This is a genomic window from Aquimarina intermedia, from assembly GCF_008124785.1.
GTDB classification, from domain to species: domain Bacteria; phylum Bacteroidota; class Bacteroidia; order Flavobacteriales; family Flavobacteriaceae; genus Aquimarina; species Aquimarina intermedia.
The window spans coordinates 408,496-430,773 of sequence record NZ_VNHU01000001.1 but is presented as its reverse complement, the minus strand read 5'-3'; the positions used below and the strand labels follow the sequence as shown (position 1 = coordinate 430,773).

The window sequence follows — 22,278 nt, the reverse complement described above, 5'->3', positions numbered from 1 at the left end:
AGTACCATTGCTACATCAAGCAATTAAAAACAAAAGGAGTATCGTAAAAGGTACTCCTTTTACATTTTTAAATAAAAAGCTTTGGTCAATGCTACATATTCTGGAGTATATTGATGACGCGAAATTTCTATTGTAAGTTCTTCTTCCTCAAAAGTTTTTTCACTTCTTCCAAAAACTATCATGCTGCGCTTAATTGGAGTTGCAGCGGCACCTCGAACTCTGGTGATTTTTTCAGGAAATAACGTATAGGTAGCAGCTAGGTTAAGAATCGACTCCTCTTCCGTATAGGGTAAGATCATTGCAAACCGACCTTGTTTAGATAATAATCTAGATACCCCATAAAGTAAATGCTCAAAAGGAAGTGCATCCTCAAAACGTGCCACACTGCGCTGTGGATTATCTGATTTGAAGTCTTCTGTAAAAAATGGAGGGTTACTTACAATTACATCGTAGCTTTCTTCAATTTCATTAAAAAACTCCTGAAAAGAAGCATGGTAGCAAAACAGACGATCTCCCCATGGAGAGTTTTCAAAATTTTCTACTGCTTGCTCGTAAGCATCCGGGTCAATCTCAATCGCATCTACTATTTCTGCATTAGACCGTTGCGCAAGCATTAGGGCAATCACACCCGTTCCTGTGCCTACATCTAAAATAGAGGTTTCATTATCTGTCAGTGGTATCCATGAACCAAGAAGCACCCCATCTGTTCCAATTTTCATCGCACAGCGATCTTGAGCAATTGTAAATTCTTTAAATTTGAAGGGAGTACTCAAGAAACTAAGATAAATAGAGTTCAATAAGACCGTCTGGAGCTGTAATTAGAATCTCCTTCTTTTCACGGTCTAACTTTTGAATGAATTCATCATTCATTGGTATTAAAATTTCGGTTCCATTATTATCAATTTCAAATAATGCTTGCGATGTAGTGTCGTTTATGGATTTGATAGTACCTACAACTCCAAAATTAGAGTCAATTACTGTAAATCCTATGACCTCATGATAATAAAAACGATCTCCGTCTAACTTTGGCAATAGCGTTAAAGGAAGGTAAAGATCTGCCTTCATTAAGTCATCAGCCTCTTCTTCAGAAGCGACATCTTCAAAACGAATTCTCAGTAAATCACTTTTGTGAAGGGAACATTTTTCAATAAAATATGGAACCAGATTGTTGTTATAATCAACAAATACTGATTCCATATTTAGATAAGTTTCGGGCTCATCGGTGTCAAGTTTTGCCAACACCTCTCCCTTAAAACTGAATTTACTTACGATTCTTCCCAGATAGAAACATTCTTCTTTCTTCATCGTTAGTGGTTCAACTACTCTTCTTCGTTAGTTGTTTCTTCAGTTACTTCTTCAGATGCAGCAGCAGCTTCAGACTCTGCTTTTGCAGCAGCCTCAGCCTCAGCAGCAGCAGCTTCACGCTTTGCATTTACTTCTTTCTCTGCAGCCAATGCTTTTGCTTTTTCATCTTCTTCTTTCTTAGCAAGTTCAGATTTCTTAGCATCAACAGTACCTTCTTTTTCAGATACCCATGCTTGGAACTTTTCTTCAGCTTGCGCTTCAGTCAATGCTCCTTTTTTTACACCACCAGCAAGGTGATTCTTCAATAAAGCGCCTTTATAAGACAAGATTGCTCTAGCCGTATCACTTGGTTGCGCTCCATTTTGCAACCATTTTACCGCTCCATCAATATCTAAATCGATTGTTGCTGGATTAGTGTTTGGATTGTAGATTCCCAATTTATCTAAGAATTTACCATCTCTTTTTGATCTTGCATCTGCTGCAACGATCCAGTAAAAAGGTTTCCCTTTCTTACCATGTCTCTGTAATCTAATTTTAACAGGCATAAAAATTAATTTTTGGGTACTCGACCCGGATTATAATTAAAGGCTGCAAAGATACTTTATTTTCATATATAAATTAATTTTTTTCTATTTATTTGATACCCAGTAAATATTATAGAGTAGTCAACCTTCTTTAATCGATTTCAAAGATAATCCTACGGAACACCCAAAAACACCTACAAATAGTGTATTTCGTCGAAAAAAATATATTTTTATCGATAAAAGTTAGTAATTATTTTCATAAACACTTGTTTACTTGCTGTTTATCAACTATGTTTGTAATCAGTAATATTTTTACGGTTTAACCGTAAGCTTAGCTTAATGCTATAAGTATATGATTAACAAAACTACTTTTTTACTTTTTTGCCTTATTTCCACCCTACTCTCATGCTCCAACGATATTGAAGTAAACACCCCTGGTCTGCAGGTAGCCATTGATGGTGAATTATTTATTTCTGACATAAAAGAAGCCACACTTCTTGATGATGGTACCATTATTATATCAGGAAGTGCAGGTAATAAGTCCCTTACAATCACTATACCTTCATCTTCTGTTGGGAGTTATAAATTAGATGATCAAACGCATGGTGAGGTTGCCTATACAGATGCTTCGTTTAAATTTTTGAATAAGTCAGGAGAATCTTCGGGAACCACAACCATAACAAATCGTACAGACAATACTATTTCGGGAACTTTTAACTTTATAAATTTAAAAGATGAATATGGTAATGCTGTCACTTTTCAAAATGGATGGTTTTATAGAATTCCGCTTATACCCGGTACAATACCTACTCCTGAAACTTCTGAAGAAGAAATTGCAATAAACCCATGTTTGCTCAATGCTTCGATGACAGGATTAATAGATCTTACAGAGTTCATCGGCGATACACATGAGGCTGTTATAATAGGAGTAGAAGATGCATCACTTAGAATTACCGCGACAAATGACGACGAAGTTATAGAATTGGTAGTTCCAATCGACGTAGTTTCCGGCGAATACTCCCTTTCGGGATCCGGACAGTATAGCGCCACCTACAGTCTTAACAAAGACAAGTCTGCTGCCCAGTCAGGAAGCATAACCATTACAAACCACGATACTACCACGAGATGTGTTAATGGTACTTTTACTTTTGCTACCCGCAATCAACACGAAATTACCGAAGGAACATTCGATTTCGGATATTAACCCCAAGTACATATCTATTTCGCGAAAGCGCTTTACACTTACGTAAGGCGCTTTTTTAATTAACAAATTTAACAGCAAGCTGTGCTAGGGTTTGTTAATCTCCGTTAATATCTCATAAAGCTTGTTAATTGGCTTGACATCAACTGTTTTCAAAGATATCTTTATAGTAATAAAACATGACTAATAATTAATTGTAAAAAAGAAAAAACTATGAAATATTCAGAAAAAGTAGCCAAACAACTCAATGAATTGTTGGAAAAAAATTACGATGCAGAAAAAGGATATAAAACTGCAGCAGAGAATGTAAAAAATAACGATCTAAAAGCTTATTTTAACAAAAGAGCACAAGAACGCTACAATTTTGGACATGAAATTAAGAATGAGATCAAATCATTTGGAGAAAGTCCAGACAAAGGCACAAGTGTCAAAGGAGATCTTCATCGCACTTGGATGAATATTAAATCGGCACTTTCAGCAAATAGCGAAGAATCCATTTTAGAAGAAACTATTCGCGGAGAAAAAGCCGCAGCCGAAGAGTATACTGAAGTATTAAAAGAAACCTCGCTCCCTCTTTCTACCACAACGATTTTAAAGAAACATCGCGATAATATTTCAGAAGCTTTAAATGATGTAAAGCGTTTTGAATCCTCTTTTTCTTAAAAAAGAAGACAAATACACAATAAAAGCCCGAGTACTTCGGGCTTTTCTTCACTAAAAATATAACATGATGAGCTTTAAAAAAGAGATAGCAGAAAAACTAAATACACTATTACAAAACAATGTAAATTCGGTAGAAGGTTATAAGAAAGCCGCTGATAATACAGAAAGCGTCGAATTAAAAGCATACTTTAGAAATCGCATAGAACAACGTTCTAATTTTGTCGATGAGCTACGCAAAGAAATTCTACAGTACGGCCAAATTCCGGAGGATGATACAACCTTTAGCGCTGACTTGCACCGCGCATGGATAGATGTAAAAACATTCTTTTCAAGTAATGATGAAAAATTGATCCTAGAAGAGTGTATCAGAGGAGATGAGAAAGCACTTCAAGATTATGAAGAACTCTTGCAAGAAAAAGACCTACCACCAACGCTAGATAAAATTTTTGCAAATCACAAAAATGAAATTCTAAGCGCGATCAACAAAGATAAAATGTATGTACAAAAATCTCATGCATAAAAACTTAGTAAGCACACGAAGTAAGGCTGATTTTTTTATAAAATCAGCCTTACTTCGTTAATAAGTCTAAAGAAGTTTACGTGATAACGCAGCCAATTTTGATTATTTTTGAGCATTGATTATCACCACAATTCTCAAAGACGTATTTGCTTATGTATCTGATATTTGACACTGAAACTACTGGTTTACCTAAACGATGGGACGCTCCTATAACTGATTCGGATAACTGGCCAAGGTGTATACAGATCGCATGGCAGTTACATGATGCAATGGGAAACTGTATCGAGCATCAGGACTATCTTGTTAAACCTGATGGGTTTAACATACCCTATGACGCGGAGAAAGTACATGGTATATCAACCGAATTAGCTCAGCAGGAAGGTATCCCGCTGGATGAAGTCTTAGAAAAGTTTAACCTCGCATTATCTAAGACAAAGTTTGTGGTAGGTCAAAATGTTGGTTTTGATATTAACATTATGGGGGCTGAGTTTCATAGACGTTCGTTTGTCAATGATTTGCAAAATCTTCCCGTACTTGACACCTGTACAGAAACAACCGCACAACTATGTCAGATCCCCGGAGGTAGAGGAGGAAAATTTAAACTTCCTACGCTTACCGAACTGCACGAATTTTTATTCGGAAAAGCTTTTGGTGAAGCGCACAACGCTACCGCCGATGTAGAGGCCACGACCCGATGTTTTTTTGAGCTAGTTAGAAAACAACTATTTACTGTAGAAGAATTAGATGTTTCTTCGGATTATTTTGATCGTTTTAAAGAGAAAAACCCAACGGAGATACAGCTGATTGGGTTGCGCCATATTAATCTAAAAAAAGCTTCAGAGAAAATTCGCGAAGCGCTTTCTAAAAAAGAAAAAAACGATGTCTCCCAAAGCGATATAAAACAAAATCTGGAGACATTGGACGCTGTTCAATTTTCCCACCTTCATAATCATTCACAGTTTTCGGTGCTTCAATCAACAACCAGTATACCGGATTTAATTCAGGTCGCTGCAAAAAACAAAATGCCTGCGGTAGCTATGACCGATCATGCCAATATGATGGGGGCTTTTCATTTTGTGCAAGGTGTTGCCAGTCACAATAAAGCGGTGAAGGCGGCTAATGCAGAAGCAATTGACAAAGGTGAAGATGCGCGCGGTACCGAGATAAAACCCATCGTTGGTTGTGAATTTTTTGTTTGTGAGAATCATGAAGATAAATCACGCAAGGACAATGGATACCAGATTGTTCTGTTGGCTAAAAATAAGAATGGCTATCACAATCTCGCCAAAATGTCGTCCACAGCTTTTGTTGACGGCTTTTACTATGTACCAAGAATCGATAAAGAAATTATCAAACAATACAAGGAAGATATCATCGTGCTTACGGGGAATCTATATGGTGAGGTTCCAAGTAAAGTACTGAATATTGGTGAGAAACAAGCCGAAGAAGCTCTGTTGTGGTGGCATAAAGAATTCGGAGATGATTTATATATTGAAATCATGCGACATAATCAAGAAGATGAAAATCGCGTCAATCCAGTACTTATTGAGTTTTCAAAGAAACATAATATCAAGCTTGTTGCAACAAATAACACCTATTATTGCGAGCAAGGTGATGCCAATGCTCACGATATTTTATTGTGTGTAAAGGATGGTGAAAAACAGGCTACCCCCATAGGACGTGGTCGTGGATATCGGTATGGGCTCCCAAACCAGGAGTATTACTTTAAGTCGCAAGACGAAATGAAGGAACTTTTTATCGATCTTCCGGAAGCTATTACGAATGTACAAGAAGTAGTAGACAAGATTGAGCCTTTTGAACTTGCAAGAGATGTATTACTACCTGCATTTGACATCCCTAAACAGTTTCAATTTGAAGAAGACGCAGTTGATGGCGGTAAACGTGGTGAGAATAGCTATTTGAGACATATTACCTATGAAGGTGCAAAGAAACGGTACGGTGAAATTACGCCCGAGATTGATGAGCGTCTGGATTTTGAACTAAAGGTTATTGAAAAAACAGGGTATCCCGGATATTTCCTGATTGTCGAAGATTTTATTCGCGCTGCAAGAGACATGGATGTATCTGTCGGACCCGGCCGAGGTTCTGCCGCAGGTTCTGCCGTTGCCTATTGTCTATGGATTACCAATCTGGATCCCATCAAGTACGACTTGCTTTTTGAGCGTTTTTTGAATCCGGATCGTGTAAGTATGCCGGATATCGATATTGATTTTGACGATGAGGGTCGTAGTCGGGTAATGGATTATGTGATCGAAAAATACGGGTCAAATCAAGTAGCTCAAATCATTACTTACGGGACCATGGCAGCAAAATCATCTATCCGTGATACTGCCCGAGTACTGGATCTTCCCTTGGGAGATGCTGATAGGATTTCTAAATTGATTCCTAACATGTCAAAGCTTGGCAAAATTTTTGGGATCGATGAAGCTACGCTTAAAAAGAAATTTAGAAGTGATGATCTTGAAAAGATCAACGAACTACTCAAAATTGCCGAAGGGAATGATCTCGAAGCAGAGACCCTAAATCAAGCGCGTGTGCTTGAAGGTTCGGTGCGGAATACAGGAATTCATGCCTGCGGAGTAATTATAACTCCAGATGACATTACCAAGTTTGTTCCGGTGGCACTGGCAAAAGATTCAGATATGTACTGTACTCAATTTGACAACTCTGTTGTTGAAAGTGCCGGTTTGCTAAAAATGGATTTTCTGGGTCTCAAAACACTGACCTTAATTAAGGATACGGTTAAGATTGTAAAGGCAAAACATAAGGTAGATTTAGATCCGGAAAGTTTTCCGCTTGACGATGAAGAAACCTATGCGCTCTTCCAAAGAGGAGAAACCGTAGGGATTTTTCAATATGAATCTCCGGGAATGCAGAAGTATCTAAAAGAGCTGAAACCAACAGTTTTTGCCGATTTAATAGCAATGAATGCTTTATATCGACCGGGACCGCTAGAGTATATACCTAGTTTTATTAATCGGAAACATGGTAAAGAGGAAATTATATATGATCTCGAAGCTTGTGAAGAATACCTGCAAGAAACATATGGAATTACAGTTTATCAAGAGCAAGTAATGCTATTGTCGCAAAAACTTGCAGATTTCACAAAAGGTGAAGCCGATGTTTTGCGTAAAGCAATGGGTAAAAAGCAAAAGGCTGTTCTTGATAAAATGAAACCAAAATTTATCGAACAAGCATCTGCCAAAGGACATGCTGAGGATAAGTTAGAAAAAATATGGAAGGACTGGGAGGCGTTTGCTGCCTACGCATTCAACAAATCTCACTCCACCTGTTATGCGTGGATTGCCTATCAAACCGCGTATCTTAAAGCACATTATCCTGCCGAATATATGGCGGCGGTGCTATCCAATAACATGAATGACATCAAGCAGGTTACCTTTTTTATGGAAGAATGTAAACGTATGAAACTTGATGTATTAGGCCCTGACGTGAATGAATCGTATCGCAAATTCTCTGTAAATAAAGAAGGGGCGGTTCGTTTTGGTATGGGAGCGATTAAAGGTGTGGGAACCGGTGCTGTAGCAACCATTGTAGAAAACAGAAAAGAAAATGGGCCGTATCGCTCAATCTTTGATTTTGCCAAGCGCATCGATTTGAGAGCTGCTAATAAAAAAGCTTTTGAAAGCTTAGCGCTAGCCGGTGGTTTTGATTCGTTTACCGACACGCATCGCGGTCAATATTTTCATGAAGAGGGTGATGGTATCACTTTTTTAGAAAAAGCCATTCGTTACGGATCTAAATTTCAGGAAAGCGAAAATTCTTCACAAGTAAGTTTATTCGGTGAGGCTAGTGAAGTGCAAATCCCGGAACCGGTGGTTCCACCCTGTGAAGAATGGGGAACTATGGAGAAACTTGCCAGAGAGAAAGAGGTTGTAGGTATCTATTTATCAGGTCATCCACTTGATGATTTTAAATATGAAATGCAATATTTTTGCAATGCAACCTTGCAAAATTTTGCAGACATGGAAAATAACGTCAACCAAGAGTTATCTTTTGGAGGAGTTATCACTAATGTAGAACATCGTACGTCCAAAAATGGAAAAGGTTGGGCTATTTTTAGTATTGAAGACTATAATACCGCCCATGAATTTAGAATTTTTGGAGAAGAATACTTAAAACACCGGCCCTTTCTCGTCAAAAGCACCTTTGTCTATGCAAAAGCCTATATAAAAGAAGGCTGGACGAATCGTGAAACCGGAAAGAAAGGAGATCCGCGAATTCAATTTAACAGTTTTCAGTTATTGCATGATGTTATGGAGAGCTATGCTAAGAAGTTAACGATCCAGTTAGACATCAACGAACTCTCTGACGCTCGGATTGATCAATTAAAAGAGGTGCTTAGCTCCTATTCGGGCAACCATACCTTAAATTTTGTAATTTATGAAATGGCAGAGCAACTTAAGCTACATATGCCAAGTCGTAAACAGAAAGTTAATATATCTCCGGAACTATTAACTATTCTTGAAAATGAGTCCATTTACTATAAGCTCAATTAAAGTCATAAACATAATAAAATTCCCTTAAAAGACAACCGTCTGTTTTTCAAATACTTATTTGGAAAAAATTAGAGAATTAATATTACTTTAACAGAGATAATTTTCTCATTCCTTAGATTTTGTTAAGTTGTAGGCTAATCATTAAACAGATTCATGAAGTTAATTGAAGTAAGACGACAAACCAAATTAGAAAAGAGATACCATAAAAAAATGGGGATCTTAACCTCTAAAGTGGTTTATATTAAAAAATATTTTTTGAATATACCTATGGGAGTTGTTCATAAGTATCGAGAAACTTACTATGGTGAAACCAAAGATTGCAAGGAATGTGAATTGCTTAATTAAGCATCAATTACCTTGATGTCTTAATAATCAAAACGTATACACCTATTGTAAGGATTCGAAGAAATATTGACTAATTTTGTAATTAGTAACAAGAACTTTAATAAACTAGTAATATGGCATTAGAAATTACAGATGCTACTTTTGATGAAGTAGTATTAAAAAGCGATAAACCGGTAATGGTAGATTTTTGGGCAGCTTGGTGTGGCCCTTGCAGAATGGTTGGACCAATCATCGAGCAAATCAGTGAAGAATATGATGGCAAGGCTGTTGTAGGTAAAGTAGACGTAGATGCAAATCAAGAGTTTGCAGCTAAATACGGTGTACGTAATATTCCAACTGTTCTTGTTTTCCAAAACGGAGAAGTAGTTGGACGTCAGGTAGGTGTGTCACCAAAAAATGTCTATGCTGAAGCACTGGATGCATTAGTGTAATCATTAGAAATAAAATAATGAAAAGGGTTTGACTAATAAGTCGGGCCCTTTTTTTATGAGCCAGCTTGAACCATATATTGATACTTGATCGCGTCTCAGTGCTGCTCGCAACTAATTTATAGAACACACTACCAAATTATGGATAAGTTATGTATATTGGGTACGCAACATCCCCCTATAATTGCATAAGAAAGAACAAAAAATGGATATCGAAAAAGAAGTTCACGGCATTTCGGGTTTTACCAATCTCGAGCTTTTAGCCAAACAGATAGTCGAAGGCTTTATTTCCGGAATGCATAAAAGTCCATTTCACGGATTCTCTGCAGAGTTTGCAGAACATAAGGTGTATAATTCTGGTGAAAGCACCAAACACATTGATTGGAAACTATACGCCAAGACAGATAAACTATACACCAAACGCTATGAGGAAGAGACCAACCTGCGTTGTCATATTATCATTGATAATTCAGGTTCGATGCATTATCCCAACATCAAGAAGCCGGATCTAAAACACCTCAATAAAATAAGCTTTTCGGCTTTAGCTGCCGCCTGCCTCATGCAGTTGCTTAAGAAACAACGAGACGCCGTAGGATTGAGCGTCTACAATACCACCTATGAATATTATGCCCCTGAAAAAGGTAGTGAACGGCATCATCAAATGTTGCTTCATCAGCTTAATGAAAGCATTAAGAGAACATCTGACCGCAAGCAAACGGATACCTACACATTCCTTCATCAAATTGCTGAAAAAATCCACCGGCGATCGCTTATATTTCTTTTTACCGATATGTTCCAGCCTGACACCGATCCAACTAAACTTTTTGAAGCCTTACAACATCTAAAGTATAATAAGCATGATGTGGTTCTATTTCACACCTTTGACAGTACTACGGAAGTAAATTTTAGCTTCGATAATCAACCAACGCGTTTTGTCGACGTCGAAACAGGAGATTTTATCAATCTATATGCCGATACAATTAAAGAAAATTACCAAAATGCGGTATCCTCTTATTTTTATGAACTCAAATTAAAATGTCTACAATACGGTATCACCTACGTCGATGCTGATATTTCAAAAAACTTCGAAAAAATTTTGACAACATATCTAATTGAAAGACAAAAATTTGCGTAATTATTTCAAAAAAAAAATAAAAAATTTTTAAAAAACGCTTGCGAGAACCAAAATGAGGCGTATATTTGCAACCGCAATAACGCACTGGTCTGGTAGTTCAGTTGGTTAGAATACCTGCCTGTCACGCAGGGGGTCGCGGGTTCGAGTCCCGTCCAGACCGCAACATTGCTAAAAGCTTCAATTTTTATTGAAGCTTTTTTTAAGCAATAAAAGATGTTGTGTTGTCTCACGCAGCTAGCGTGAGTGGTTTAGTAGTAAACCAATGAGAAGCTTTTCCTGAAAAATGGAGAGGCTTTTTTAGATTTAAGCCGTTATCATATAGAATTCCAGTTTTCGAAGACTTTGACAACAAAGATTATTAGGAAAATCACACTAACTGAAAATTTTATAAAAACTCCTGAGAGAAAGCCTATCAACGAACCCAAGGCTGCTTTCAAGGCGTTTTGAACATTTTGCTTTGGATTCATCATCTCACCAAGGAAAGCTCCAAAAAATGGCCCTATTAGAATTCCAAAGGGTCCAAGAAACAAGATTCCGACAATAAGCCCTATAGTTGTTCCAATTATCCCGTAACGCGTACCTCCAAATCGCTTAGTGCCTACTGCAGAAATTACATAATCGAGAAGCCACACAATGGTAGAGATAACTAGCGTAATTCCAAGAAACACCCAATCCCATTGCATAAAAGAAGTGTTATAAAAGATGGCGAGTCCAACCCAAGAAGTCAAAGGACCCGGGAGAACCGGCAAAAAACTCCCAACCAAGCCCAACACACAACATACTCCGGCTATAATTAATAAAGTTATATCTAACATCATACGCTATTTGACTCACTCTTAGCAGCTTCGTTACAAAACTTTTCAACTAAAACTTTAGTTTAAACTAAAAAATTAGTTGTATTTGAATTATACAACTATATCTTTAGTTAAAAAGATTTAAACAAAATCTATGAAACAACTTACAAAAGCGGAGGAAGAAGTCATGCATTTCTTATGGGATTTAGAAGAAGCCACTGTTGCTCATATTATTGAACAAATGGAAGAGCCCAAACCTGCTTACAATACTATATCTACTATTATCAGAATATTAGAGAATAAAGGATTTGTATCCCACCGCAAGCAAGGTAAAGGATATACATACTTCCCGACACTTAAAAAGGAGGAGTACAGTAATCAATCCATAAATAAATTGATGGATAGCTATTTTAACGGGTCTTTTGAAAACATGGTTTCTTTTTTTGTCAAGAAAAACAACATGAGTTTAAAAGAATTTGAACAAATTTTAAAAGAACTGGATGATAAAAAAACTTTACCATGACCAATTACATCTTACATACCATATTGTTTCAGGTACTATTCCTTTTGTTTTATGATACCATGTATAAACGAGACACCTTTTTTACACTTAATCGCATGTATTTGACAGGCACTCTAGTTGCATCACTGTTGCTGCCTATAATACAAATTGATCTGCTTCGACAAGCAATTCCCTCTCAATATATAATCAGCCTACCTGAAGTAATTGTGGGAGCGTCAATACAGCAAACTTCATTTATACCTTTATCTCCGGTATTATTAAATCCTAACGAACCTAGTACCCCTTGGTTTATAATAAGCTATCTGTCCGGGGCATGTTTTTTTATTGGCTTTTTTATCCACAAACTTCTGATTTTGCGGCGGCTGAGAAAAGAAGCTATAAAAACCTCGATAGATGGCTTTACAATTTATATTTTAAAAAATAGTAACGATGCTTTCTCTTTTAACCGATCCATATATCTGGGAGACCAACTCAACGAAACTCAGAAACCACAAATTATTGCTCATGAGCTTGTTCATATAAAAGAACGGCATACATTGGACTTAGTAGGGGTAGAATTGCTCAGAATTATATTTTGGTTCAATCCCTTACTCTACCTCTACCGTTCTCGCTTGTCTACGCTCCATGAATATATAGCAGACACAAAATGTGTTGCTCTTTTGGGCAAAAAAGCATATTACCAACAGTTATTAAACACCGTTTTTGAAACGGAAAACATTCAATTCATCAATCAATTTTTCAATTATTCATTAATCAAAAAACGAATTATTAAGTTACAAAAATCAAAATCAAATCGCATTTTACGCTTGAAGTATGTGGCATTACTACCACTAATTGCAACCATGCTTCTGTACATCTCATGCTCCAGTGAAAGCTCTGAGGATATAGTTAGCAATGCTGAAGTCACCCAAACCTCATTACTCATTCAAAATTTGCAAGACAAGGTAAAAGAAAAGGGACTTACTCAAAAAGAAAAAAGTCAGCTTTTGGACTTATTAAAAAATCATTCTAATGATGAGTCAAATTTTGATTTGGCTAAAGACGTGCCATTTAATCTTATCGATAAAGTTCCAACCTCCAGCAACTGTGGAGATGTAAACAATAATGCTGAACACAAAGCATATGTTTCTAAACAATTTAAAACATTTATCAACAACAATTTTGATGTAGCAACAGTACGAGCTTTTGCCAAAACCGGCGATAATAAAATTTATGTACGCTTTAAAATTGACAATACCGGAGAGATTGTTGATGTAGAAGCTAGAGCAGCAACTCTTGAACTGGAAAACGAGGCAAAACGGGTGGTACGCTCATTGCCCACAATGATCCCCGGAGAGCACCAAGGCAAAAAAGTTGGAGTATTATATTCACTTCCTATTATTTTAAATATTGACGGAAACGCGGGTGTCTCTCCAATAAGCTATAAAGATGCAAGATTAGCTAAGAAAGATTCATCTATTGACACAACATTTTACGTCATTACAAATGTCTTAAAAGATGAAAGTTATTTAGAGAAGCAATTAGAAACCTTAAAAGAAGCCGGATTTACTCCCGGCTTCTTTCAAAATGAGAGAGATGGCTATTTTTATGTGTATCTAAGCAATCACACTACTATGGAGACTGCAAAATCTTTTATTTCTAAAAGTTCGTACGCGCATCAACTTTATGTCTATACTCCTAATGCGGTTTAAAAATTTCAATTACTTAAAACTGTTGGTACTTTGTTGCATCTTTACTGCATCTCAAGCGCAACAAGATGCTATAAAAAAAGCTGACAGCCTCTTTAGAGTGGGAGCCTATGCATCTGCAATTGCTATCTATAATAATACTGGACAACTCAACAGCAACTTACATTCAAAAATAGCAAAGGCCCATAACGCTAATGGAAATCATGGTAAAGCCATCTACCACTATGAAGAAGCTATCCGTTCTACAAACACATCTGCTGTTTTACTTCAAAACGAACTGGCAAGACTTTACTATAAAACAAAACGATTTGAGACTGCAGATAGTTTATACGCTATGCTTGCCGATAATTACCCTACAAATCCAGATTTTCAATATCATCTTGGACTGATAAAGGAAAATTCAAGAGATTCAATAGCTATGTCATACTATTCAAAAGCCTTCCACTTAGATAGTACACATCAAAAAAGCTGTGTCAAAATAGCTGCCTCTTATCTACGAAAAAGAGCTTATAAAAAGGTTGATAGTTTAATTAGCATCGGACTCAATTCGTATCCCGATAATATAGAACTCATTTCATTACGCGCACAAAACGAAATGCTTCAACAGCATTATTCAAATGCAATCCTCCATTTCCAAAGACTGCTAACTCTCAATCAACAAAATGAGTATATTCATTCTTCTTTGGGGCACTGCTATAACAGGTCTTATCAATTCAAATTAGCCATAAAGCATTATACTCTGGCACTTTCTTACGATAATCAAAATTCAACATATTACACACATCTTGCTTTTGCGCATAATAAGGAATCAAAACTCAAAGAGGCTATCGAGCACTATAGAACGGCAATACAGCTTAAACGCCCGTCAATAGATGAAGAACTTTTTCAAATTGCTATGATGTATCGTCATCAGGAAAATTGGAAAAATGCTATTGCCCATATGAAGATATATTTAAAAGAAGCTCCAGATTCTCATCGGGGACATTATCAACTTGCTCTTTTTTATGATGCTTATTATAAAGATCCTGAGCTAAAAATCAAACAGTACGAATCTTATACCAACCGCTTCAAAAACGACAAGAATACCCAATATTTTATAAACATTGCGGCAACCCGATTAAAAAAATTAAGAGAACAGGCGGTCGAAGCCTCAAAAAAATAAAGGATATCTCTATAACCGGCTCTGTGGTTTTAAAAAAATTATGTAGTTTGCCTTACCATTGGCTATAGATTATGAAGAACCTTCAAGGAATATTATTGCTGCTATTATTAACCTCGTTCTCTTGCGACCAACTGATTGTAAAGAGAGAGCATCGCGATGATATAAAAGAAGAGGAATGGCATAAACTGAATCGCTCAGAAGTGGATGAACCACCCCTATTCAAAACTTGTGCTGACGAACCCGAGATCGACGGTATGCAGTGTTTTCAACAAACGTTGACACAACACATCCACAACTATATCAATAAAGATGTACTTTTGGTAAGCGAGAATATTACCGATACACTTTGGGTTTCATTATTAGTCAACACTAATGGAACCATTATTATCGAAAACTATGAGCTACCAGAGTTTTTGTCTGAACAGCTACCGGATCTAGAATCCTTATTAACTGCAAGTGTGTCGAGCTTACCCACTGTAGAGCCTGCACATCTACGAGGCGTGCCCGTGAATGTTCGCTACCGTCTTCCGGTAGTTCTCAACACAAATTAACCCATGCTTCCTTAATAATTGATTAGCTTTGTAAAAAATTGATGGCATTGGAACATGAAAAGATTATCTTAGGTATTGATCCGGGAACCACTATAATGGGGTTTGGATTGATTAAAATTGTAAAAAAGAAAATGTCTTTTCTTCAGCTCAACGAACTTCAACTTAGTAAATACGACGATCATTATTTAAAACTAAAACTGATTTTTGAGCGTACTATCGAACTAATCGATACGTACAATCCTGACGAAATTGCAATTGAAGCTCCATTTTTTGGTAAAAATGTGCAGTCAATGCTCAAACTAGGTCGTGCGCAGGGAGTGGCCATGGCTGCAGGACTGAGTCGCGAAATTCCCGTAACCGAGTATTCTCCTAAAAAAATTAAGATGGCGATCACCGGTAATGGAAATGCCAGTAAGGAACAAGTGGCAAAAATGCTGCAGAGTTTATTGAGCTTAAAAACACTCCCAAAAAACCTGGATTCTACCGATGGATTGGCAGCGGCAGTTTGTCATTTTTATAATATGGGCCGTGCTGATATCGTAGGAAAAAGTTATACAGGGTGGGCTGCATTTGTCAAGCAAAACGAAACTCGGGTGAAAAAAGCTCCCAATCCTCTAAAAGGAAAAAACACTTTATAAAAATAATTCAATCGCTAATTATTCACACAGGTTGCATTCAAATTACGATCATATTGCATTTCAAAAAGAAATAAAAGCAGACCCCTCGTCTGCCAGTATTTATATTCATATCCCTTTTTGCAAGCAAGCTTGTCACTATTGTGATTTTCATTTTTCAACATCATTAGGAAAGAAGGAGATTATGATAACGGCCATTTGTAGAGAACTTGAGTTGCGCAAGAATGAACTCGACCAGCAACCCATTGCAACTATCTACTTTGGCGGCGGTACGCCCAGTGTCTTGTCTCAATTAGAAATTGATCAAATTTTAGACACCGTATACAAACACTACATCGTACTAGATACTCCAGAAATTACGCTGGAAGCTAATCCTGATGATTTATCACTCAAAACGATCAAAACGCTTGCGTCCTCAAAAATCAACAGACTTAGTATCGGTATACAATCCTTTTTTGAAGAAGATCTAAAGCTTATGAATCGCGCACATAATGCTATTGAAGCTAAAACCTGTATCGAGCAAGCCACGCAATATTTTGATAACATCTCTATTGATCTTATTTACGGAATCCCTGAGATGAGTGATGCTCGTTGGATTAAAAATTTAGAAACCGCACTGTCATTTGACATTCCGCATATTTCGAGCTATGCACTTACCGTAGAACCAAAGACAGCCTTAGAAAGGTTTATTGCCAAAGGAATTGTTCCACCAATTAATGATGAAGCTGCACAAAGGCATTTTGAGATCTTAGTAGCCATGCTCAACGATGCAGACTTTGTACATTATGAACTTTCTAATTTTGGTAAATCTGCATACTTTAGTCAAAACAATACCGCGTACTGGTTAGGAAAGTCATATTTGGGAATTGGTCCTTCTGCACATTCTTATAATGGTAAAGAGCGTAGTTGGAATATAAGTAACAACCCCAAATACATCAAAGCCATTCAGCAAAATGAAGTGCCCAAAGAAACGGAAGTCTTAACCACCACCGATCGTTATAATGAATATATAATGACCGGATTACGCACCATATGTGGAGTGTCTATTTCTAAAATTACAAACGATTTTGGTGATTCGTATGCTAAACATCTATTGTTACAGGCTCAAAAATATATAGAAGAAGATTTATTACAATTAAAAGGAGCGTATCTTTTTGTCACACCAAAGGGAAAGTTTCTCAGTGATGGTATTGCAAGTGATCTTTTCTTAGTAAATTTAAAGTAACTAATTGTTAAACGTATTTATGCTAGCCGAAATACAGGTACATACATCAAAATATAAAGTCAATTTTTCACAACCCATTGATTTGTCACTTCCCGTATGTGACTCAAATCACAATGTTAACGCTTGGTATATTAGTACTCCGAAGATAACACCTGTTACCGATGGGGATTGGGTTGGAAAAGTCAGCGAGGGTGCTTCGACTAATTTTAATAATATCTTTTTTAATCCACACGGCCATGGGACGCATACCGAATGTGTCGGACATATCACCCCGGAGTTTTACAGTATCAATAGAACCCTGACCCAATTTATGTCTCTGGCAACATTAATTTCGGTTACTCCGGAACAAAAAGGAGCTGATGCTGTTATTACCTCAGCTCAACTCAAAGAAAAGCTAACTAACTTATCTGTTGAGGCTGTCTTAATACGCACCTTACCAAATACGGATACTAAAAAAAATAAACAATATTCGCATACCAACTGGCCGTATCTGAGTGAGGATGCTGCTATATACCTAAGAGAAATAGGAGTAAAGCACCTATTAATTGATTTACCATCTGTGGATAAAGAAAAAGATAATGGCGAACTGAAAGCACATAAAGCCTTTTGGAACTATCCTGAAGCAACACGGCTGGAAGCTACAATTACCGAACTTTTCTATGCCCCTGATTCGGTAAAGGACGGGCTCTATCTCCTAAATTTGCAAATAGCTGCATTTGAAAATGATGCCTCACCCAGTAAGCCGATTCTGTATAAAATCATAACGTAAAAAAAATGAAAAAAGAATTTATATTTATAGTTAGCTTTGTACTATTATTCGTTGGCTGTACCACAACAAAATCAACTACTCCCACGGGATTTACATCTTTGCAAATCATACCTAAGCAATGTGAAGCTCCATGGCAACAAAACGAAGGGAATTCTAATGAAGAGCGATTAGAAAACTACCTTAAAACACGCTCAATTGAACTACTCACTTATTCTCAAAAAAGCACCGATATGATGGCTTGCGCTGCTTGTGGTTGTCCCGGTACTATACTATACAGCATTACAATACCAGAAAAAGACAAAGCAGTTTTGATCAAACAAGGATTTACTGAAGTTGTCAAAAAATAAATTTTTACATTACCTAAATGGATCAATAGCAAACTATGGAATTACTTTTTATCGGACTACTAGCCGGCGTGCTGTTAGCTTATTTTATTTTTAATCGCTTTAGTGCAGCTAAAAGAAAAAGTTCTATCGAAACACAATCAGTGGTCTTGATGGAAAAGATAAAAAGCGTCTGTAAGTTAGTTACGGTTGAAGGTGACTTTGCCGAAATTTACCATTACCAAAGCGTAAAAGATAAATTCTTCAGTTTACTGATTGGAAAGAAAAAAGCACTCATTCTCATTGATGCCAAAGCTCATATCGGATTTGATTTATCTCAAGTTCAGTTGGAAAGTGATACGAAACGTAAAATTGTGAAAATAACCCACTTTCCGCAGCCAAAACTTTTAACGATCGAAACAGATTTTAAATATTATGATAAGAAAGAAGGATGGCTCAACCCATTTACATCCATAGATCTGACGGATATCAATCGGGAGGCTAAGCAATTTATTGTAGATAAAATTCCGCAAAGTGGTTTAATGGAGTCAGCAAAAAAAGAAGCCTTAACTGCTATAGCTTTGATGGAAACAGTAGCTGAATCTATAGGTTGGAGCGTAGATTACTCTGAGCTGACGTTAGACAGCTCGACCAAAACAAAAAAATTGAATCAGAATGAACATTGAAGCCTTTAGAAATTATTGCCTGCACAAAAAAGGGGTTACCGAAAGCTTTCCTTTTGATGAATCGACACTTGTCTTTAAGGTAATGGATAAAATGTTTGCCTTAACAGGTCTCAACAAAATTCCTTTTTCTGTAAATCTCAAATGTGACCCGGATCGCGCAATTACACTTCGCGAATCCTATTCTGAAATTATACCCGGATACCACATGAACAAAAAGCATTGGAATACGGTTGAATTTAGTGATAGCCTGCCCGACACCTTGCTTAAAGAACTTATTGATCATTCGTATGAACTTGTCGTTGCCAGTCTGCCCAAAAAAACACAAGCCTTGCTTGCTACCCTTGACTAAAATTAAAATCAGCCATTACATCACATCCTTATGAATACACCAAAGGAATTTTACACACAACAACTTAATCAACATACTGAAGTTTTTCAACAGCTCAAAAAAAAGCTTGTTTTCTCCAGTATCCTCCGTCTCGTTGTTTTTTTAATTATCGCGGCAGGTAGTTATATAGCCTATCCTAATGTTCCGCTGGTAACAGGAATTATCCTTTCTGGCTCCATACTTTTTATCTGGCTGGTTACTCGACACAGTAAACTTACCTATGCTAAAAATAAGCAGGAAAAGCTTATTGAGATCAATATGCTTGAGTTGCAAGTATTAGAAGGAAATTACAAAACTATAGCGAATGGTTCAGAATTTATAGAACCTGAGCATCCCTATAGCCATGATATTGATTTATTTGGTAATCGTTCTTTTTATCAATTTTTAAACAGAACCACGACAGAAGCCGGTAGTAAGAAGCTGGCAGATATATTAAGCAAGAATGATATAGCTTACATTCAGGATAAACAGGCTGCTATCGGTAATTTGAGCCATATGGCACAATGGCGTCAAGAATATAGTGCAACTGCTCAACTTGCCAATGTTACCGTTGGTTTACCTACCATTATGAAATGGTTGCATACTTATACGCCTTTTGTCCCTAAAATCATGCGGGTGCTACCAAATATAATCACCGGCATATCAGTAGTTATCTTTGCATTGTTGTTTCTTGAAATTATTAGTTTCAATCAGTTGCTCATCTGGTTATTTATCGGACTAGGTATTACGGGAATAAAATTAAAGCAAATAAACAAACTCTACTCAAATGCCAATCAAGTAAAAGATACATTTGAACAGTATTATAAATTATTAGAGAAAGTTGAATCCACAACTTTTGAAGCTTCCATCCTAAAAGAAAAGCAACAACGCATTCTGAGAGAAGGCACCCAGGCATCCAAAGTTGTGCAAGAATTTGCTAAAATTTTAAATGCTTTTGATCAACGGAACAATATGATCTTTGGTGTAGTGGCCAATGGTTTTTTTCTTTGGGACTTGCGACAAAGCTATCGTATAGAAAAATGGATAGAAAAAAACCATCAATATGTACGAGAATGGTTTGATACAATTGCTTTTTATGATGCGTATAATAGCCTGGGTAATTTTGCGTTCAATCATCCCGACTATATTTTTCCGGAGTTAGTGAGCGGCACTACAACCATACAAGCTAAAAACTTAGGACACCCCATGCTTAATCCTGCTAAACGTGTCGATAACGACATTACTATCGATCGCGCTCAGTTTTTTATCATCACCGGAGCTAATATGGCGGGTAAAAGTACTTTTTTGAGAACGATTGCCCTACAGATCGTCATGTCAAATGCCGGCTTACCGGTTTGTGCCACAAGTTGTTCCTATCAACCGATCAAGCTGATTTCGAGTATGCGTACCTCTGATTCCTTGAGCGATGATGCTTCCTATTTCTTTTCAGAATTAACACAGTTGAAAAAGATTGTGGATGCATTAGAGGATGATGCGTACTTTATCATACTGGACGAAATTTTGAAAGGTACAAACAGTAAGGATAAAGCAGCCGGATCCAAAAAATTTGTTGAAAAATTAGTTAAGGCAAAAGCTACAGGTATTATAGCTACGCACGATTTAAGTTTGTGCGCAATAGCGGATGAACTACCAGAGGTTGAAAACCGTTTCTTTGATGCTCAAATTGTACAGGATGAATTGTACTTTGATTACACTTTTAAAGAAGGTGTGTGTCAAAATATGAATGCTTCTTTTCTACTAAAGAAAATGGGAATTGTAGAATCCTAATAATGTAAAATAACTGTAACTTACTTTAAACTATCTCTCTGAAAAATGACAGTATCCATACTTAGTGTTTACACAAAAGTATGGATACTGTCAAATAGTGCTATTGATTATTTATCCAGTAATTCGGTAAGAATTTGCTTATATACATCAACTGTTTGAGCTCCTGTAACTGCGCTTTTACCATTGAAAACCATGGTTGGCACCGAGGAGACCCCGAGGTTTTGCCAATAGCTCTCTTTAGCTTGTACCTCATAGCGTGCATCATCATTATCTAATTTTGCAAGCGCTTCTGTAGGATTTAAACCAATAGCTTTAACCTCTTGCATAAGAATCTCCCTATCCGAAACATCTTTTCGTTCGCTGAAGAATGCTGTTACCAAACGCATCTTTAACTCGGTTTGTTTTCCTTTTTCTTTGGCAAAGTCAAGTAAAACATGAGCGTCTCGCGTATTGACCATTCGCATTTGATCAAAATAATCAAAGGTGAAGCCCAGTTCAGAGCCTGCTTGTTTCATGTGTTCTTGTGATCGTTGCTGATCCTCAGGAGATGCATTATACTTATTAGCTATATGCTCTTGTACATTTTCCCCTTCAGCCGGCATATGAGGATTCAATTCAAAGGGTTGCCACTCAATATCCAACTTATCGCTAACTCCCATTTCCTCTATAGCTCTCTCCAAACGCTTGTATCCTATGGTACACCACGGACAAACAACATCCGAGATAATATCTAATTTTATTTTATCTGTCTTCATATCTTGTTTCTTATATTAAAATTGTCGTCTTAATCTTATAAACTTACAATTTCACTTATTTGAACTTGCCCTTCTACATTCGTATAATTAGGAACGTCGGCCGCAAACTTTTCTGCATAAGGTCCAAAAGACGCTTGAAAAGTTGCTAACGATTCAAATAAAAGATGAACGATCGCCACAAATGGCGCTTGTTCAGTCGGTGCTCTACCGGCTACCCCGATATTGAGTTCCATGCTTATTAAGGCATCTCCCAACGATTCTGCAATCATAGGGAGATGCAAATTTTTATAATATTCGGTATCGAACTTGGTCCCGGGACCATTTGGATATAATACGCTTACTTTGATCATAAT

Annotated in this window: 23 protein-coding genes and 1 tRNA gene; 18 read left to right on the top strand and 6 right to left on the bottom strand. The window is 36.9% G+C overall.

Annotated features, from left to right (window positions below):
• Positions 1–59: 59 nt before the first annotated feature.
• The 3 genes from BD809_RS01870 to BD809_RS01860 are packed head-to-tail and all read right to left on the bottom strand — an operon-like array spanning position 60 to position 1,850.
• Entirely contained in the window at positions 60–719 is a 660-nt protein-coding gene (locus BD809_RS01870; protein ID WP_148781249.1) for a tRNA1(Val) (adenine(37)-N6)-methyltransferase, read from the bottom strand.
• 58 nt (positions 720–777) lie between these two features.
• Positions 778–1,305 carry a ribosome maturation factor RimM gene (rimM, locus tag BD809_RS01865; protein ID WP_148781248.1) on the bottom strand — a complete coding sequence of 176 codons (528 nt, stop codon included), beginning with the start codon at positions 1,303–1,305 and terminating at the stop codon, positions 778–780.
• A gap of 14 nt (positions 1,306–1,319) precedes the next feature.
• Entirely contained in the window at positions 1,320–1,850 is a 531-nt protein-coding gene (locus BD809_RS01860) for a 30S ribosomal protein S16 (protein WP_148781247.1), read from the bottom strand.
• A 331-nt stretch (positions 1,851–2,181) separates the two neighbouring features.
• Between BD809_RS01860 and BD809_RS01855 the strand changes: the two genes are divergently transcribed.
• The 7 genes from BD809_RS01855 (at position 2,182) to BD809_RS01820 (ending at position 10,819) form a co-directional block, all read left to right on the top strand.
• A complete protein-coding gene (locus tag BD809_RS01855) occupies positions 2,182–3,033 on the top strand; it encodes a DUF6252 family protein (RefSeq protein WP_148781246.1) in 852 nt (283 codons plus the stop codon).
• Positions 3,034–3,243: 210 nt separating this feature from the next.
• The gene (locus tag BD809_RS01850) at positions 3,244–3,693 is read left to right on the top strand and encodes a ferritin-like domain-containing protein (protein WP_148781245.1); all 450 of its coding nucleotides are present in this window, start codon (positions 3,244–3,246) and stop codon (positions 3,691–3,693) included.
• A gap of 67 nt (positions 3,694–3,760) precedes the next feature.
• The gene (locus tag BD809_RS01845) at positions 3,761–4,213 is read left to right on the top strand and encodes a ferritin-like domain-containing protein (RefSeq protein ID WP_170251726.1); all 453 of its coding nucleotides are present in this window, start codon (positions 3,761–3,763) and stop codon (positions 4,211–4,213) included.
• Between the two features lie 152 nt (positions 4,214–4,365).
• A complete protein-coding gene (gene dnaE / locus BD809_RS01840; protein WP_148781243.1) occupies positions 4,366–8,751 on the top strand; it encodes a DNA polymerase III subunit alpha in 4,386 nt (1,461 codons plus the stop codon).
• Positions 8,752–9,209: 458 nt separating this feature from the next.
• A complete protein-coding gene (gene trxA / locus BD809_RS01830) occupies positions 9,210–9,527 on the top strand; it encodes a thioredoxin (RefSeq protein ID WP_148781241.1) in 318 nt (105 codons plus the stop codon).
• Positions 9,528–9,729: 202 nt separating this feature from the next.
• The gene (locus tag BD809_RS01825; protein WP_148781240.1) at positions 9,730–10,659 is read left to right on the top strand and encodes a DUF58 domain-containing protein; all 930 of its coding nucleotides are present in this window, start codon (positions 9,730–9,732) and stop codon (positions 10,657–10,659) included.
• Between the two features lie 86 nt (positions 10,660–10,745).
• Positions 10,746–10,819, top strand: a tRNA-Asp gene (locus BD809_RS01820).
• A 154-nt stretch (positions 10,820–10,973) separates the two neighbouring features.
• On the opposite strand, the gene BD809_RS01815 is transcribed toward BD809_RS01820, so the two are convergent.
• Positions 10,974–11,474 carry a DUF456 domain-containing protein gene (locus BD809_RS01815; protein ID WP_148781239.1) on the bottom strand — a complete coding sequence of 167 codons (501 nt, stop codon included), beginning with the start codon at positions 11,472–11,474 and terminating at the stop codon, positions 10,974–10,976.
• Between the two features lie 133 nt (positions 11,475–11,607).
• On the opposite strand from BD809_RS01815, the gene BD809_RS01810 reads away from it, so the two are divergent.
• The 11 genes from BD809_RS01810 to BD809_RS01760 all read left to right on the top strand — a co-directional run bounded on the left by BD809_RS01810 (position 11,608) and on the right by BD809_RS01760 (position 21,170).
• On the top strand, positions 11,608–11,976 hold the full coding sequence (locus BD809_RS01810) for a BlaI/MecI/CopY family transcriptional regulator (protein ID WP_148781238.1): 369 nt from the start codon (positions 11,608–11,610) through the stop codon (positions 11,974–11,976).
• Positions 11,973–13,667: a M56 family metallopeptidase gene (locus tag BD809_RS01805; RefSeq protein ID WP_148781237.1), complete on the top strand. Its 1,695-nt coding sequence runs from the start codon at positions 11,973–11,975 to the stop codon at positions 13,665–13,667. The genes BD809_RS01810 and BD809_RS01805 overlap by 4 nt, the downstream gene beginning before the upstream one ends.
• A complete protein-coding gene (locus BD809_RS01800; RefSeq protein WP_148781236.1) occupies positions 13,642–14,826 on the top strand; it encodes a tetratricopeptide repeat protein in 1,185 nt (394 codons plus the stop codon). Before BD809_RS01805 ends, BD809_RS01800 begins: the two co-directional genes overlap by 26 nt.
• 71 nt (positions 14,827–14,897) lie before the next feature.
• A complete protein-coding gene (locus BD809_RS01795) occupies positions 14,898–15,377 on the top strand; it encodes a hypothetical protein (protein WP_148781235.1) in 480 nt (159 codons plus the stop codon).
• Between the two features lie 47 nt (positions 15,378–15,424).
• On the top strand, positions 15,425–16,015 hold the full coding sequence (ruvC, locus tag BD809_RS01790; RefSeq protein ID WP_148781432.1) for a crossover junction endodeoxyribonuclease RuvC: 591 nt from the start codon (positions 15,425–15,427) through the stop codon (positions 16,013–16,015).
• Between the two features lie 31 nt (positions 16,016–16,046).
• Positions 16,047–17,237: a radical SAM family heme chaperone HemW gene (hemW, locus tag BD809_RS01785; protein ID WP_246131392.1), complete on the top strand. Its 1,191-nt coding sequence runs from the start codon at positions 16,047–16,049 to the stop codon at positions 17,235–17,237.
• A gap of 19 nt (positions 17,238–17,256) precedes the next feature.
• Positions 17,257–18,006: a cyclase family protein gene (locus tag BD809_RS01780; protein WP_148781234.1), complete on the top strand. Its 750-nt coding sequence runs from the start codon at positions 17,257–17,259 to the stop codon at positions 18,004–18,006.
• A gap of 5 nt (positions 18,007–18,011) precedes the next feature.
• Positions 18,012–18,353, top strand: coding sequence for a hypothetical protein (locus tag BD809_RS01775; protein ID WP_148781233.1), 342 nt, complete (start codon positions 18,012–18,014; stop codon positions 18,351–18,353).
• A 35-nt stretch (positions 18,354–18,388) separates the two neighbouring features.
• Complete coding sequence (locus BD809_RS01770) at positions 18,389–19,015, top strand: DUF4230 domain-containing protein (protein ID WP_148781232.1); 627 nt, start codon at positions 18,389–18,391, stop codon at positions 19,013–19,015.
• On the top strand, positions 19,005–19,364 hold the full coding sequence (locus tag BD809_RS01765; protein ID WP_148781231.1) for an MmcQ/YjbR family DNA-binding protein: 360 nt from the start codon (positions 19,005–19,007) through the stop codon (positions 19,362–19,364). The genes BD809_RS01770 and BD809_RS01765 overlap by 11 nt, the downstream gene beginning before the upstream one ends.
• A gap of 30 nt (positions 19,365–19,394) precedes the next feature.
• On the top strand, positions 19,395–21,170 hold the full coding sequence (locus tag BD809_RS01760; RefSeq protein WP_148781230.1) for a MutS-related protein: 1,776 nt from the start codon (positions 19,395–19,397) through the stop codon (positions 21,168–21,170).
• Between the two features lie 107 nt (positions 21,171–21,277).
• Here the strand turns inward: BD809_RS01760 and BD809_RS01755 are convergent, their stop codons facing one another.
• The gene (locus tag BD809_RS01755; protein ID WP_148781229.1) at positions 21,278–21,925 is read right to left on the bottom strand and encodes a DsbA family oxidoreductase; all 648 of its coding nucleotides are present in this window, start codon (positions 21,923–21,925) and stop codon (positions 21,278–21,280) included.
• A 35-nt stretch (positions 21,926–21,960) separates the two neighbouring features.
• Positions 21,961–22,275 carry an EthD family reductase gene (locus tag BD809_RS01750; protein ID WP_148781228.1) on the bottom strand — a complete coding sequence of 105 codons (315 nt, stop codon included), beginning with the start codon at positions 22,273–22,275 and terminating at the stop codon, positions 21,961–21,963.
• Between the last annotated feature and the right edge of the window lie 3 nt (positions 22,276–22,278).